The sequence below is a fragment of the Spiroplasma endosymbiont of Clivina fossor genome (assembly GCF_964031115.1).
GTDB lineage: Bacteria > Bacillota_I > Bacilli_A > Mycoplasmatales > Nriv7 > Nriv7.
In genome coordinates this window covers 942,596-959,387 of sequence record NZ_OZ035006.1, presented here as the reverse complement: position 1 = coordinate 959,387, position 16,792 = coordinate 942,596, and the positions used below count along the sequence as shown (strand labels likewise).

Annotated in this window: 16 protein-coding genes; 13 read left to right on the top strand and 3 right to left on the bottom strand. The window is 25.9% G+C overall.

Annotation, left to right across the window (positions count from 1 at the left end):
* Positions 1-379: 379 nt before the first annotated feature.
* Complete coding sequence (locus AAHM82_RS05840) at positions 380-1,492, bottom strand: integrase core domain-containing protein (protein ID WP_342264812.1); 1,113 nt, start codon at positions 1,490-1,492, stop codon at positions 380-382.
* A gap of 73 nt (positions 1,493-1,565) precedes the next feature.
* Between AAHM82_RS05840 and AAHM82_RS05835 the strand changes: the two genes are divergently transcribed.
* Positions 1,566-3,236, top strand: coding sequence for a hypothetical protein (locus AAHM82_RS05835; protein ID WP_342264811.1), 1,671 nt, complete (start codon positions 1,566-1,568; stop codon positions 3,234-3,236).
* Positions 3,237-3,432: 196 nt separating this feature from the next.
* On the opposite strand, the gene AAHM82_RS05830 is transcribed toward AAHM82_RS05835, so the two are convergent.
* The gene (locus tag AAHM82_RS05830) at positions 3,433-3,828 is read right to left on the bottom strand and encodes a type II toxin-antitoxin system antitoxin SocA domain-containing protein (protein ID WP_342264810.1); all 396 of its coding nucleotides are present in this window, start codon (positions 3,826-3,828) and stop codon (positions 3,433-3,435) included.
* Between the two features lie 1,000 nt (positions 3,829-4,828).
* Here AAHM82_RS05830 and AAHM82_RS05825 point away from each other — a divergent pair.
* The 12 genes from AAHM82_RS05825 to AAHM82_RS05770 all read left to right on the top strand — a co-directional run bounded on the left by AAHM82_RS05825 (position 4,829) and on the right by AAHM82_RS05770 (position 12,176).
* Positions 4,829-5,155, top strand: a complete 327-nt coding sequence (locus AAHM82_RS05825) for a hypothetical protein (RefSeq protein WP_342264809.1) — start codon at positions 4,829-4,831, stop codon at positions 5,153-5,155.
* A 2-nt stretch (positions 5,156-5,157) separates the two neighbouring features.
* On the top strand, positions 5,158-5,379 hold the full coding sequence (locus AAHM82_RS05820; RefSeq protein ID WP_342224100.1) for a hypothetical protein: 222 nt from the start codon (positions 5,158-5,160) through the stop codon (positions 5,377-5,379).
* Positions 5,380-5,543: 164 nt separating this feature from the next.
* Positions 5,544-5,774 carry a hypothetical protein gene (locus AAHM82_RS05815; protein WP_342264808.1) on the top strand — a complete coding sequence of 77 codons (231 nt, stop codon included), beginning with the start codon at positions 5,544-5,546 and terminating at the stop codon, positions 5,772-5,774.
* Positions 5,775-5,904: 130 nt separating this feature from the next.
* Positions 5,905-6,186, top strand: coding sequence for a hypothetical protein (locus tag AAHM82_RS05810; RefSeq protein ID WP_342264807.1), 282 nt, complete (start codon positions 5,905-5,907; stop codon positions 6,184-6,186).
* Positions 6,187-6,210: 24 nt separating this feature from the next.
* Entirely contained in the window at positions 6,211-7,194 is a 984-nt protein-coding gene (locus tag AAHM82_RS05805) for a hypothetical protein (RefSeq protein ID WP_342264806.1), read from the top strand.
* Between the two features lie 3 nt (positions 7,195-7,197).
* Entirely contained in the window at positions 7,198-7,482 is a 285-nt protein-coding gene (locus tag AAHM82_RS05800; protein ID WP_338968736.1) for a hypothetical protein, read from the top strand.
* A 2-nt stretch (positions 7,483-7,484) separates the two neighbouring features.
* Positions 7,485-7,733, top strand: a complete 249-nt coding sequence (locus AAHM82_RS05795; protein WP_342264805.1) for a hypothetical protein — start codon at positions 7,485-7,487, stop codon at positions 7,731-7,733.
* Between the two features lie 222 nt (positions 7,734-7,955).
* Entirely contained in the window at positions 7,956-8,141 is a 186-nt protein-coding gene (locus AAHM82_RS05790) for a hypothetical protein (RefSeq protein WP_342264804.1), read from the top strand.
* Positions 8,119-8,391: a hypothetical protein gene (locus AAHM82_RS05785; protein WP_342264803.1), complete on the top strand. Its 273-nt coding sequence runs from the start codon at positions 8,119-8,121 to the stop codon at positions 8,389-8,391. Before AAHM82_RS05790 ends, AAHM82_RS05785 begins: the two co-directional genes overlap by 23 nt.
* Before the next feature lie 15 nt (positions 8,392-8,406).
* Positions 8,407-10,296 (top strand): hypothetical protein, encoded by a 1,890-nt coding sequence (locus AAHM82_RS05780; protein WP_342264802.1) that lies wholly within the window; start codon positions 8,407-8,409, stop codon positions 10,294-10,296.
* A 53-nt stretch (positions 10,297-10,349) separates the two neighbouring features.
* On the top strand, positions 10,350-10,853 hold the full coding sequence (locus AAHM82_RS05775) for a hypothetical protein (RefSeq protein ID WP_342264801.1): 504 nt from the start codon (positions 10,350-10,352) through the stop codon (positions 10,851-10,853).
* 102 nt (positions 10,854-10,955) lie between these two features.
* Entirely contained in the window at positions 10,956-12,176 is a 1,221-nt protein-coding gene (locus tag AAHM82_RS05770) for an IS256 family transposase (RefSeq protein ID WP_342263365.1), read from the top strand.
* 222 nt (positions 12,177-12,398) lie between these two features.
* Here AAHM82_RS05770 and AAHM82_RS05765 read toward each other — a convergent pair whose 3' ends face one another.
* On the bottom strand, positions 12,399-16,556 hold the full coding sequence (locus tag AAHM82_RS05765) for an ankyrin repeat domain-containing protein (RefSeq protein WP_342264800.1): 4,158 nt from the start codon (positions 16,554-16,556) through the stop codon (positions 12,399-12,401).
* Between the last annotated feature and the right edge of the window lie 236 nt (positions 16,557-16,792).

Here is a 16,792-nt window from a genome sequence, read left to right as displayed (position 1 = left end):
CCTTTCTTGTTATTTTTGTCAGAGCCTGTCCAAAATTCTGTGTCTCGATAATTCATTCTGAATTATACTTAAAAGAAGGAGAACAGAAAATGACAAAAAAAAAAAAATAAAAAAAGAACCTGACGCAATTGATAAAGTTGTTGATTATTTTTTAGAAAATATTGATAATCCACAAGATTTATTTAAAGGCAATACTATTTTTCAGGAATTTTGTAAATCACACACAGTTATTAGACTATGCTTCTCTTAATTGATTTCATCATACCATATTTTGTATTATTAAAATTAAAAAATTAATTTTATCCACAATAAAAAATATTTAATTCAAAATTAACCAAATTAAAACATTTTTCACGAGTTTCTATTATTTTTTAAATAATTATTTTGCAATAATAAATTTATTTAAAGTTTCAAATGGAGTTTTGTAATTCAAACTTTTATGTTTTCGCTTGAAATTATAAAATGCGTACCACTCATTCAAATGAATTTGTAATTGTTTAACATCAAATTTTGTTTTAAAACCACATTTTTTAAATCAAAATAAACTAGTATAATTACGGTGAAACCGTTCAATTTTTCCGTTGCTCTGAGGAGAACCGATTGGTGTGGTTTCATGGATAATTCCATTTTTTGAAAGAAAGGTTGTAAAAGGCCTTTCTTTTACTTTGTACGATTTTTTATTACTTCAGTTAGTAGTAGTAAATTCAGGAGCATTGTCAGTACGAAGGCGTTTAATGGTTATGCCAAGTTCACTAAAATCTTTCATTGCTCTTTGCATGGCATTAATGGCATTATTGGTTCCTAAACTATCATACACATATCCAAAAGCAATTCTTGTTATTTCGTCAATGAAATCATAAACATATAATCTATGCTTAGCAATAGGAAAATTTTTATCAGTAAACACTTTAGCATCCATTTGCAGTAGTCCAATATCTGAAACTTCATAACGCTTAAAATGGCGTTTTGCTTTTTTCATTTGCGTTTTTATTTCTCCATAGCGTTTGTCTTGTTTAATTCAACGATAAAAAGTATTAATTGATTTGGGGACATTATTTGTATCGATATCATGCACATTTTTTTGATGAATATTATGATAAAGCGATAATACACCGCCCGCACCTACAAATTTGTAATCAAAGTAATAATCACAAATTTGTTTTCTGGTTTCTAATGAAAATTGATATTTAATATTTTTTGGTGTTGTTGATTTGAATTGCAATTCATAAAAGTTGTCTTGATAATAACCATTAATAATTTTTTTAGCTCAAATATAAAATGTCATTTTACTACCACGAAAATATTTTTTAATCAATTTATTTACAGATATGTTATCTGTATTATTCATATATAAGTTGGTACATAAATTGAGATATTTACTTACTCATTTTTTTACTTTATGATAATATTTTTCATGATAAATCGTAGTCATTCAAGATTGTAATTTAGCTTTTAAATCTGCTAAATCATTTTTAGGTACAATATACTTCATTTTCTATTTCCTTTTTTATTTTTTCTATATCAAACACATAAAACAGTTAATATTCATAGATAATATTAGTATAATGAAAAAAATAACTAATTACTCACAATTAAATAAAAAATATGACTTAAATTTTAGTGACAATAACTTTGGTTTTACTTGAGAAATCTTTAAGGAACTAGTTGGCGATGATTGGGCAGAATATTTTACAACGAGGTGTTTTTATAGATTTGTACCTACTGCTAGAATGACCTTTAAAACTTGAAACTGTTTAGCTTGAGATTTATGAATTTGTTGTAACTTTACAGATACATCCGCTCAAGAAGTACGACGCTATGAAAATACACATCCTGAAACAACAATTGCTGATTTACATAATTTATGTCAATATTTAGAAGAAAAGTATGGCGTTCAAATTGGACCTGAGCACTCTAAGGTGACCGGAATAGTTTGAAAATTGAATAAAGAGGGCGGAGAAATAATTTTTCCTTCCAATCAACGAATAACTTTTATTGGTTATGCCAACGGTAATAGAATTTTTGGAACAGCTGTAAAAGGTTCTAGTTTTTTGTGTTCACGAACTGACGAAATAATTATGGCAGAAGAAAAAGAAACTTTGAGTGATAAACAATTAATTTATAGATATGAGCGTTTACAAATGTCAATGTTTCGTAGCAATCGGATTAAAGTTTCTGACAAATCCATAAAAGAACTTTCTTGAACCTTTGTTGATAAAATGACAGGACAACAAGAAACTCGTTACTTATGAAAAAGTTTTTTTGTCGCGTTCACTTGCAACCTCTATGATAAATATCACCCATTTTATAAAAAATACTGTACGCCATTTTTACCATTAAACGACAAGATAATGAATTTATTAAAAGAAACTGGTAAAGTTTGATACGAAAATGAAAAAGAATTTGAAGGTTTAGGAATTTTTGTTTTAAGACTAACATTAGACTCTACTTGAAATAAATTGCCAGAAATTTCAAGAAAAAAAGTAAACCAACTTAAAAAAGATAACCCCGATGAATATGCTATTGTAAAATATGGTTTTGAGTACTCAGACAGTGATAGTACTATCTTTCCGTTTCGAAAACATTTAAAATATACGCAAAAATACGATTTAAAAGATTTTTATGTTGCCACTATTGATATGTATAAATTTGATTTTTATAGTATCGGGATTGATTGAGCAACTGGGCCAATCGATCATACTGTGCTAAAATTTTGGGGATTTCAAGAATATAAAAAAACTGAACTTTACGATCCATATTTAATATGTGAGATTGTTATAACTCCCGAAGATAATTTTTCTGAAAATGAAAAAATTAGTCATCTTATAGAAGAAATCATGACTTTAAGAGCAAATTTTTATAATTTTGCTGATGTTATTTTTAATTATGATGATAAAGCAAAAACCGCTATGGAATGAATTAAAACAAAACTAATTGAAGATTATAGTTTTAACATTCGTACCAGCACAGCCATTAAGCACACAACACCATTAACCAAAGAAGCCGGTTTAACAGATCGCGTTATTTGAATGCGTAATTTGTTTGGATTTGGTAATTGTCATATAAATTTACAGAATAATCCTTTTACTGCCAAATGCTACGAAGAATTACGATATGATGAAAAACGCACTAATGTTCCTGACCCAAAAATGTATCTCGATCCTTATGATGCAGACTTTTATGCATTATATCCAAATAGAGTTTATATAAGAGGCAAACAAAAAGGCTATCGTTAACGATAGCCTTTTTAGCCCAAGAGGTTCTGAGTTTACACCGCAGTTAGATTCTTTCATGTAATCAACTTGTCCTAGGTCTTCCATGTATATAATACCATATTTCAAATTATTATCTTTACTATCCATTGGTAAAACCAAATTAAAAATTGAACCCAACTTAAACATATTAATTATTTTAATCTTTCTAAATATAAATCTACAAATACAACTCAGAAAAATGATCTATTGCAATCTTATATTCTTTTTTATAAAAATCAATATAATTTCTAACATCCATTTTATCGTCGTTAATATTTTTTTCACTTTTTTGAAATGCTTCCTTTCAGCATTGATCATAATGTGTTATTTCAAATAGTTCATCAGGGTTTGCGTCTTCAAAAAATAAATAAATATTATCAATAAAACTTTTAATTTTTTTACTTAAATTAATTTCACTTTTTGTATTAAAAATTAAAGGTCTATTATGTTGTTTGTGAATACTTATAATAACAGGTCCATTGTTATAAGCTACTTCTTCATTTACACTAAATAAAGGTTTATTCTTAATTAATAAATGAAAAACTTGTGCTAAATGAAGCAATTTATGAAGCATAAATTCTCCTTTATACATTTAAAGCCAATTTTTTTAAAAAGTTGTTTTGAGTTAAACAAAGCTGGATTTTTACGAATTAAATATTTTGCCATATCCATAACATTATTATTTTTCACAATTAAGACATCATTTCCTATCATTATTAACTTAATTATACACTATTTTTTAAAAAAACTCTGGGGGGGCAAAATCAGTTATCTATAAATATAACATATTTTATAAGGATGCTTTTTATTTATTATTTTTACTATCCATTGGTAAAACCAAATTAAAAATCCAACCCCGCGTAAACATATTTAATTATTTTAATCTTTAACCAATAATTTAGAAATTGCTTTCATAAACTTATCTTTCTTATTTAACTCTACACCACTTTTAATCATTTCATCACTGTAACTAATTGTTTTTCTTTTGATTTTAATTTCCCTCCTTAAACTTAATTCACAATTATTATAACTTAATTATACACTATTTTTTAAAAAGTAAGACTCGGACGCATAAAGTTTTGTTAGGTGGGAAAAGATTTGAATAAGTATTAAGACAGTCAGCAATGATTGTCTTTTTATTTTATAAGGTGTTAAAATTTGTTCTTTGAAAATTAAATACAAGTGAATTAATAATGTTGGTATGTATTAAAGCACGATAAATTGTGGGTGGTCGCCATAACCAAAAGAAGTTTACCAGTTAATAGATAACATCCTATTAGCTATAGCAATTTATTTCGTTTTGCAATAAAAAAATGAATGGGTGGATTTCCTAAAAATATACACGCTATTAAATTAGTTCCAAGGGTAGGATGCGGATATTAAAGTGTAGAAATTTCTATATAGGGGTATACTAAGTTTAAAATTATTAAAATCTTTATCTAATTAAAAAACAAAATTTACTAACAAAGCTTGTTAAACACTTAAATCTGCGATATATAAGTGTTTAAAAAACTAAGTTAACTAACTAACTTAGTTAATATAACTTAGTTTATTCATAAGAAAGGTAATTTATTATGAAAAACATTGAAAACATTTTCTTAAATACTAAAAAATATCTCTTAAAAGAAACACAAAACGCAATGCTTATTAAAGCGCCAAAAATTCCGTGATTTAATGAACAAATCGGCATTTGGTTTCCAAAGCGATTTGTTTATAAAGGAAAATATGAAAATTCTATTTGTATCGGAATAATCAAGAATAGTGAATATCAAGTAATTTCGATTAATCAACAAGAGCAAGAAACCAAGTTAATTAAGGGACAAGAATTATTAGGCTTCTTCATTGCCGAAAAAGAAAACAACAAAAAAGATATAAATTATAACTACTTTAAAGGAGTTTAAAAATGAATATTGCGATTGGAATAATATTTATTATCATCTGCATAATGTTATTGGCATATTTTGCTTATAAAATTTATGCCAAAATAAAAATTAGAATTAAATATAAAAATGCCATTAAAAATAATACTGGTAATTTCACAAAAGACGAAAAAGTGTTTATTGCCCGCTTTGAGGAATGAGTTAAAGCTCCTAATTCAAAAGAAAATAACGCGGATAAAAAATAATGTTTTGAAAAATTATCATGGAATTCTTAGAACTGTTTATTCCGATAGAAAAAATGCCTGCACAAGTTGCGTTTATTGCTGGATTAATTATTATCATCACTTTTCTTTTCGCATTAATTTCAATTATGTATTTACCAATAAAAATGATTTTTGGGAGATAAAAAATGACAGTAAATTTAAAAGAATTTAATTGAGAACAAATTAAACAAACTTTCTGAGATTTATTTATTCAAATTACAACTATTCCCGCTCATATTAGTGGTGGTAAAGAAATTGATTTAACTCAAGAAACACTTTGACTTTTAATAGCAAACATTGCTTTTTGATTATTAACAGCGATTATGGTGTGATTTATTCTAATGATACTTTGGAAAACCATATCAGTATTTAGATAGAGACAAAAGTAATGTCGCGAAGTTACATTGTGATGCATTCACAAAGAAATTCAAAATTAATTAGGAAAAAATACAATCGTGTTAAGGTTAATGGTGGTTTTAACAAATTTAAGAGAAACTTTGAATATAAATGATGAATGTTTTAAAAAAGAAAGGGGGTGATTATATGATTGGAACTTTCTTGGCCGATGCACCAGCAACAGTAGAAAAAATAACAGCTAGTGACGCGATGACTAAATTATGAAATGCAATTATAACGGCGTTTACTAAAATGTGAGAAATTATTGCTGTTAATATGCCACAAGTCGGTAACTTCTTTGCTGACTACTGAATATTCATTTTTCCATTTATTTTGGCAATATTCTTTATTTGTTTTAAAATGTTTGAAAAACTACTTGGAGCAGTACGCTAATAAAAAAATAAAGTGAGGTGCAAGATGAAATTTTGCAAATGAATAATAGAAAAAAATAACCATTTTATTGAATTAAATCGCACCTCATTTTTAATTTTATGACATTGGGGAGCAATTTGATATATTTACAACGGTTATTTTAAAAACATTATAAGCTATTTATTTTTAGCAGGTTGTATTTTAATTTTCCTTTTTAAAATCGGTAATTTAACACAAATTAACAAAGTTATTAATTTTTTAAAAAATTCACCATTAAATATTGTGATTGGTTCATTGGGAACTGGAAAAACTGCTTTTCTAGTATACGCATCAAAATTACTAAAAAAGAAGAAATATCACATTGCATCAACCTTTCCATTACTAGAAACCCAAAAATTAAGTTTAGGGCATATGGGATTATTAGACTTTGATTACCCGGTATTGCCAGATAAGACCTTACTGTTGTGAGATGAAACCAATTTATTTTTAGAAGGAACTGATTGAGAAAAAAATAATACCAAAAACGAAGAAACCGGTATTCAAGAGTATTTCGCTCTTGCACGCCATTTCGGTCATATTGTTCTCGCTAGCGGTCAAAGAGATAAACATATTTGAGTTAAAGTTCGTGATATTGCCAATAATGTGATTGTGGGAATTCGTAAAAAACCCGTTAATATTTTTCGCCCCTATTTAAAAGTCATCTATGGCACCTTTACGAGCATTGAAGAATATGAACGCTGACGAAACACCTTAATTGATGCTAAAAATAGTAAAAAGGGTCGTCGCATTAAATATCGTGATATTCCTGAACTTGATATTTATTTTTTTAAACTAAAAATTCCTCTACCAATATTAAACACTTACAATTCTTTTTACCTAGCGTTTTTAAGAGATTACTTAAATTCAAAAGTAAATCCTGACTATGAAGATAAATACTATACTGACACAGCAATTGATTTAGAAGACTTAGAATACTTAAAAATGGATAAATTTAGCAAATTTTTAAGAAAAATGAAAGAAAAGGAATAAAAAATGGAAAATCTCGCAAAAATGGCCGACTTTCTCGCCCAAATGCTTTATAAAGTTTTTGACTTAATTTGAAGTTTAGAAGTGCCGGGAACGAATATTCAATTAATATTTCCTTTATTCTTAACGCTGGCTGTAGAATTTCTTATGGCAATTATTCTTGGATTTGGTAGTCAACAAGTTAATTTAGAAAAACAACGCCAATATGCGGTTAAAAATAAAGGTCGTTTAAGTGCGTGAGGAAAAGCTAAAAAACAAATAAAACCAATAAAAACAAAACAAGGTAACTAAAAATGTTTAAACTAATTATTATTTTTATCTTAATAACTGTTCTCGGATTATTAGCTGGTAGTCATTTTGAAACTTTAACGAACTACATTAGCGAAGGACTTGCCAATTTCCAAAAATTTATTACTAGCAATTTAACAATTTTAGAACTATTTAAACCAATGGTCCGGACATTTTCGCAACATCCAATCTTTACCATTCTTGGTGTCACTTGTGTACTTATTGCTTTATTTATTGTGATTAAAGGACGATAAAAAATATGAAAGGAGAATTAAAATGAAAAAACTTTTAGTAAAATTATTTAAAAAAGATAATTCAAAAGAAAAAATGCCGTTAAAATTAAAAATTCTTTTAAAAAGCAGTGGTTAAAAATAGTATTAAGTATCATTTTTATCTTTATAAGCTTATTACTTTGTGTATTAACAGTAATCGATACTAAATGAATAACTGGAACAAGTAACGAATTTAATAAATTTATGAATGAACAAATGGTTGATTTCTTTGGCAAGTTCAATAGTGTTATTATGCTCGCGGGAATATTTGTTTTTTGATGAGGCGGAGCAATATATTTTGCAATTAAATTTGAAAAATTAATCCGCTTTATTATTCAAAAAATTAAAGCAAAAAGAGCCTTGAAAAATGAAATCAAACAAACTCATTAATTCTTTAAAAAAATATTGATGAAGAATTTTGCCTTACATTTTTATGATTATTATCTTTTTCATTCCATTTTTAAAATTGGAAATTAATGATTTGAAATTATTATATGAAAAATTTGAAGCATTAATTTCACTTATGATACTAGGATATTTAGATATATGCATGACAATAGCTGTAATTATAAATTATGGTATTGAGTGACTTATTAAAAAAATTAAAGAAAAAAGAACAACGAGAAATAAAATATTTTAAAAAGGAGTGATAAAAATGTTTATGAAAATATTTACCGTGCTAACTATTAGTTTCAATAACATTTTTACTATTCCCTCAAACATTAATAATGATAAAACAAAAACACAACTAATTAGAACTAAAAGACAAAATGATAAAATTTATAATTTTGAAATCAGAAATCTAGAAAAAGTGCAATTTTGGATTTCAGCAAGAAAAAATAATTTAAATCTTTATCCAGTTACGCAAGTTGCTATAGAAAAAAAAGATAACATCAATCTAAATGAGAAATTACCAGAATTAAAAAATTTAAATTGACTTATTTTTAGATTTACACTAGAATTTAAAGATAATCAAAGCAAACAAGATGAAATTAGACAACTAATAACTACACACGGACAAAAAATAGATGAAGATAGTGATAATAAATTATGAATAATTAATAAAAAAATAGCAATCAAAGCACAAGGCACAAGGTTAGACACTCTTAATCATGATAACAATATAACAAATTACAGATTAAATAAAACAAATAATTTTAAAATTGAAATTGAAAAAGATAGTACTGACATTGACTTGCCAACAACAACCACCAAATTTGACGGCAACCATAACTATAGTAATGTTATTGATAATCTTGACTATTTAATGATTCACCGTGGTGATTTTGATAAATTTAATTACTCTTATCTCTATTGAACACCGGTATTTAATTTCATTGACACTTTAGAAGAAGGTTACTATAAAGAATTCACCATTAAAAATCATGGTTTTAAAGACCAGAGCTATTTTTATCACAAGACTTCTAGTAATAAAAATGTAGTAAATGAGAATGTTTTGAAAATTCAGGCATTTAACAAAACTATAATTGCCGGAAATAAGTATTTACAATTGCTACACGGTGAAAAGGAAATCTGAAAATATGATACTGCAAACGCTAACGATTATTACCTAATTAAGTATCTTTTTGGTACTTTAAATTACCTTAATGTTAAATTTAGTTTTCTACGCTATGACCCAGATTTACGAAATGATATTTACCTATATTTTAAAAATAACATTCCTAGTATTAACAACAGCGATTACAAAAATGTTTTTGACGAAATCTATGAAATCCTTGGTAACTTCTTTGCCAGTTTATTTTATGCTACTTTTGATATGGACGAAAAAACTTACACCGAAATTGATTTTAAGGGTGTAGATAATTACAACAAAAATTACTTTATTCAAATCGGTTTCTTTTACCGTTCATTAATTACCTTTTATTCCCAAAAATACTTAGTAAATATTATAGGAAACTCAGAATTATTACTAAGAAGTTATTTCTTTACTTTTGACAAAAAAACGCATCAAGAGAATTATGATGCCTTTAAAAACAATAATAGTATCTATCAAATTGATTTTAATGTCTTAAAATCCTATGATAATAAACTAATTACCTTGCCAACCAGCAATACCGCTAACAGCATCAATTACCTCAATACCGATATTGATATTCGTTATGGTATTAATATTTTTACCTTAACCTTTCCACTTTATCACAAAGATAATATCTCTAACTACAATTTTAAAATTTATGACTTTAATGTATTAAATTCAACAGCCTTTATCCCTGATGGTTCAAATAACAGTGAATGAGACGATTTAATTCCACCAGCAAATTGCAAATATTCTGGACGATGAATACCAACCTTTAATGATATTGGTTGTGCCATTCAAAATGCTGGTATCAAAATGCTAAACTGAATGCTGACAGCGTCACGAGTCATTACAATTTTACGCCCGTTAGCAATTATTGCAAAAGCAACAGTTAACTTTTCAACCGCCATTTTTCCAGTTTTTAAAACAGTACCAGCTTTTTACTATACCTTTCAATTTTTAATCGGTTTTGCCATTTTTCTAATGATATTAAGGATTTTCGTGTAATATATATATATATATATATATTGAAAAAATAAAGTAATAAAGGAATTAAAATAATGAAAATTTTAAATATAATAACTCTTTCGATATTAACAATATTACCAATAGTTGGCTGTTCTAAAAAAGAAAATAAATCAGTAGAACAAAAAAATAAAGTTCATGATTTTGAAATCAGAAATCTAGAAAAAGTGCAATTTTGGATTTCAGCAAGAAAAAATAATTTAAATCTTTATCCAGTTACGCAAGTTGCTATAGAAAAAAAAGATAACATCAATCTAAATGAGAAATTACCAGAATTAAAAAATTTAAATTGACTTATTTTTAGATTTACACTAGAATTTAAAGATAATCAAAGCAAACAAGATGAAATTAGACAACTAATAACTACACACGGACAAAAAATAGATGAAGATAGTGATAATAAATTATGAATAATTAATAAAAAAATAGCAATCAAAGCACAAGGTACAGGGTTAGACACTCTTAATCATGATAACAATATAACAAATTACAGATTAAATAAAACAAATAATTTTAAAATTGAAATTGAAAATCCTTAATAACTAAATTCAAAAACTGTTAAAATTACTACTTGAGCCTGTCCAAAATTCTGTGTCTCGATAATTCATTCTGAATTATACTTAAAAGAAGGAGAACAGAAAATGACAAAAAAAATAAAAAAAGAACCTGACGCAATTGATAAAGTTGTTGATTATTTTTTAGAAAATATTGATAATCCACAAGATTTATTTAAAGGCAATACTATTTTTCAGGAATTTACCAAAAAATTAACTGAACGAATGTTAAATACGGAAATTAAAGATTATCTTGAAACTGATGAGAATCATAATAAAAGAAATGGCAACACACAAAAAACCATTATTACTAAAAATGGTTCAATCGCAATTGATGTACCAAGAGATCGAAATAGTACTTTTGAACCAGTAATTATTCCAAAAAGACAAAGAAGATTTGATAACTTTGATCAAAAAGTAATTTCTTTATATGCAAGAGGAATGACAATTTCTGATATCAAAGCACAATTGCAAGAATTCTATCACGGAGCAGAAATTTCAGAAAGTTTAATTAGTCAAATAACTGATGATGTTATTGAAGAAGTTAAAATGTGACAAACTAAACCTTTAGAGAAGATTTATCCGATTGTTTATTTTGATTGTATTGTTGTTAAAGTAAAGCAAGATAAACGAATAATAAATAAAGCAGTTTATCTTGCCTTAGGAATTAATTTAGATGGTTTAAAAGATATTTTAGGAATGTGAATTAGTGAGAATGAGGGAGCCAAATTTTGACTTAATAATCTTACGGAAATGAAAAATCGTGGGTTACAAGATATTCTTGTTGCTTGTAGTGATAATTTAACTGGGATGTCTGATGCAATAGAAGCTGTTTTCCCAAAAACACAGCATCAATTATGCATTGTTCATCAAATTCGCAATAGTTTAAAATTTGTTCCTTACAAAGATCGCAAACTTGTAGCTAATGATTTAAAATCAATTTATACAGCAATTAATGAAGAAATAGCGTTAATTGCTTTAGATCATTTTTCAGAAAAATGAAATAAAAAGTATCCACAAATTACTAAATCATGAAAAAATAACTGAAATAATTTAATAATTTTTCTTGAATATCCTCAGGAATTTAGAAGAATTATTTACACAACTAATGCGATTGAATCTGTTAATAGTCAATTAAGAAAAGTCATTAAGAATAAAAAGATTTTTCCTAATGACGCATCAGTTTTTAAAATATTTTATTTAGCATTTCAAAATATGGTTAAGAAATGAACGATGCCAATTCAAAATTGGGGTAGTGCAATTTCACATTTAATGATAAAATTTGAGGACAGAGTGAATTTAAGTTAATTACTTAGAGACACAGTTAATTGTACAGTCCCTACTACTTCCAAAAAATAGTTTTCTATGACGATAATGCTCTTAAACAACTTTTTAATTTTTTCTATTTTGACAAAATAAAAAGGCAGTATTTAAATTTAAATACTGCCTTAAATTAAAATTTGAACTCAGATTATTCTACATAACACATATAAGAAATATTTTTCTCTTTTAATTAAAAATGTTAAATTTTTATTCTATTCCTAGTCAATCGCCTTCAGTGTTGGTTATAATGACAAAACCATCATTTTCATTATCTAATATTTCAAAATAACCATTTATTTGTTCGAAATGAAGTACTATTACTTTTACAAAAGTGTTGAAATCTTCATTTGTGACACTTCCGCCTCAACCAGAATGGTCATTTATAACAAATTTATTTTTAATAATTTTTATAATGTTTGCTGGTGAATTTTTATTTTGTTTGATTTCATTTCATGTGGTTTTGTTAATTTTAATTTTTAATTTATCATGGGCTAGAAATTTATATCATTTTTCAATGTTATCATAAACATTATGATGAATTGAGGTTGGGAACGCAATATCAGATGTTGCATGATGATGAAAAGCAAAATACATTCATGTTCCTGCAATTGCTAATCCTCCAATTACTAAGGATAGCCCTAGAGTTTCCGGAGCCAGAGCAGCAGCAGTACCGGTTTCTCCAGCTATAATTCCACCTTCAACTGCTGCTGTTTCGGCAACAGTAATTGTTTCTGCGGCGGCTAAACCTTCTGTTGTACTTGTTGATAAGAGCGGAGTCATTTCAATTACTTCTGCATTTGCGGCACTAGTAGTAGCGGTACTACTAACAGTCATTTTGGTTCCATAAGCTGTTAATGTACCCCCGCTTAAAGCCGCTAATCCAGTATTTGTTAATTTTTCTTTAAAACTTTTTTTATCATTTTCAGATAATGTTTGATAATAACGATTAATTTCATTTAATTTTTTTAATTTTTCTTCTTTTGAAAGAGCGTTATATTTATTTATTGCCTTTGTAGTTGTTGATATTTGTGAATTGATAATATTATTACCACGATTAGAAGCATCATCATTATTGTTAGACAAAATTGCAGGGTGTTGACCATGAACATCAACTGGTAATTTAATTGTCTTTGCATCTGATTTTGGGGTTGTTATTGGTAAATTATCTTGTCTATTTGTTGTGTCAACTACAGGAACATTTCCCTGATTGTCATTAATAGCAACAGGATGATTTGTTCGTTCTTCTTCTGGTGTTAAAGCAAAATTATAATGATTATGGACACCAGAACCTTTTTTAAGTTCAACATACGATATCGCTATGTTATTATTATTTGCATTTTGATTAACTGGTTGATAAGAACCATTATTATTTACACTAATATTAGCATTTAAAAGATTACTCATTGCTATTATTTCTGGTGTCCCCCCTCATGTTGAAGGTTGTCGCATTATTTCTAAGTAATTAGTATCAATATCATTATTATCTTGAATAAGGTTTCTAAATGTTAATTCGCCATTGCGATTTGGAATTGTATCTAAATTTGATTGTATATAATCAACAACGCGATTACGAAAGAAATTTATAACTAAATTATTTGCTGTTTGATCTTGATATCATAATTGATTTAGATTTCTATTATCTTCTAAATCATATTGTTGTAGTAATTTTTGAATATGTAATAAATATTTTAAATTTTCTTCACCAAATAATTGGATAAATCGGTTTCTAAATTCTTCATTATTATTTCTCACTGGCAATAAGTAAGATGTTGATACCGACCAAAACAAACAACTATTATCCGCTGGTACATCATATGTTGGTTGTAATAATGTTTTTAATTCTTTTTTTGTGTTTTTAATTCTTTCTTTAATTCTTTTTTCTAATTCTTGTTTTTGCTCTGGTGTTAATTTTTCTGATAAGTTTTTTAGTAACTCTTTATCTTTTATTATTTTTTGATTTAATTCATTAAATTTTTTTAAAAGATTTTGTGCTTCTACATGACCATTATTTGTTGCAATATTTAAAGGTGTATTATTAACATACTTAGCATTAGTATTAGAACCACTAGCAAGTAATAATTTAATAATTTCTGTATAACCAAAAAATGCTGCATAATGTAATGGCGACAAATCATCTTCAACCATTGGATTAACTTCAATTTTATTTTTACTATTTTGATTTGTTAATAATTCTTTAACAATCTCTATATTATTCATTATAATTGCATAATTCAAAGGTGTATTTTTCCCATTTCCATTATTATCTAGAATATTAAAATTAATATTGGGATATTTTAATAATTCTTTAACAATCTCTATATTACCTAAATAGGATCCATAATGTAAGGGTGATAAATTAGCCCAATAACCATTTATTACTTCTAAATTTGAATTTAACATAAGTAATAATTTAGCAATATCTAAATTATTTTGAGTAATAGATCAACATAAAAGACTAGTATTATTACTACTAATATTATTAATAATATTAGTAATTTCTGTTTTAACTTCTTGATCTAATTTTTCTATATCATTTTTGGTTTTGAAATTTTGATTTATTTCTGGAAAAATTTCTTGTTGTTTTTTAATTATATTTTGTTCATTTGTAAAATCAGAAGATAAATTATTTAATATTTTTAAATTTAAGGGATTCATTTGAACTTTTATGAAATTTTTTACTTCATTTACAAAATCATTTTTTATATTTTTAAGATCATTATTTGCTTTTGCTTTTTTATCAAATCATGGTATTAATACTTTTTTTATTTCTTGTTCATTATCTTTGATTTCTAAAATTTTATCTAATAAATTATTTATAAGATCTTCTTTTTCATTAAAAATAAAATCATTTAATTTTTTCATTTTTATTAATTGTTCTCAAATTTTTATTCTAAATTTATTAACAATTTTTGAATATTCTTTTCACCCACCAAATTCTTTTCCATCACCTCTTAATTGTGTTGTATATTCTTTTCAATAAACTATTTTTCCATTTTCTTGTAATATTTTTTGAACATCAGATAGAATATTCTTACTTTTATTGATTATTTTGTTTAATTCTGCTATTTCCAATTTATTTTTTATTTCATCATTTTCTTCATCAAAATTTTTAATATCATTAAGAATAGTAATTAGTTCTTGTTCTTGAATTAATTTATTATTTTTAATTTCACCACTTATTTCACCCCACTTATCGTTTTTTATAAGTTGAATTATATTTGATTTTTTTCCTAAATTTTCTTCAATAATATTTTTAAATTTATTTTTTAATTCTTTTCTTTTCTCTTGTTTAAGATTGCTTTCTTTTTTTAATTTATCAATTTCTTCGTCTGTTAATTCTTTATCATTTTTAAATTTTGCATAAATTTCTAAAGTTTTTCCATCACATTGAAAACGCATGGTTTCACTTGTAACAAAAATCAATCTCACTAAATCATCTTTTATTGTTTGAGTTTCTTCTTCTGTTTTTGTTGAATCGTGAGTATAATCTGCTAAATTTGCAACGGCATCTTTTAAAGTCTTTTGCGAAATAGGAATATCTTTTCCTGTATCTTTTGCTTGTTCTCTTATTATAACATCTAAACCTTCTTCGTTATAATCCGCTGTATAATCTAAATTAAAATTATTTTCTTGAAAATAATATTTTTCAATTATTGCTTTATTTATATTTTGAATAATTTTTGATTTTGCAAGATCTTTTTGAAGTTTATCATATTTTGTTGCGTTCTGTTTAGTTCTTTCACCTAATTTAGTAATTTTATTTTTTAAATCATTAATTTGTTTTAATTTTTCATCTTTAAAATCAAAATATTGATTTTGATTGTTAATAAATCCTAGGACATAAAAATTTTCTAATCTAATTACTAGTTTTATTTCCTTATCTTCATCATTATTTTTAGTTTCATCTTTTTTCTTTTTTAAGGTTAATATTAATATTTTTTCTTTGTTATTTTTTTGTTCTTTAATTCAATCAGTCATTTTTGATTCTAATTCTTCTAATTTAGAAATAATTGTTTTATTATCAAGTTCTGCGCTTATAAGGCCACCCATATTGATACTTCTTAATGGATCAATATATTTTTCATTAATAAGTTCCTGTAACATTTTTTCAATACTTTCAGAATAATTTTCATTTAAAGTTAAAATAATGTCTTTATCATTTAATTTATCAATTATTTCAATTTGATTATCTGGCGTAATTGTTAAAGCTTGTTGTTCATCTTGTGGTTTTGGGGTAGTTGAAATATCTTCGTTATTTTGTCTTTTTTTTATACTGTGTTTTCGATTAGGTGCAGCCGCAATTACTGTTAGCATGGCACTACTAGCAATAGTAATTGTTCCTAGTAATTCTAAAAGTTTTTTCATATTAATCAAATCCCTTTCATTAATTTTTATTAATTAATAAAATTTATCTAACAATCAACACCCTTTCTCCAAATCTTGTCTGGAATCTATTCGCTTTGCAGTTTCATTATATACCCTCAAACAAAAAAATTCTACTTTTACTATATAGACTTCTTACAATACTATGATAGTAACTGAAAATTGCATTATTGAAGCAATTAAATTAAACTTTGTTAAAATTACTACCAAAGAAAGGT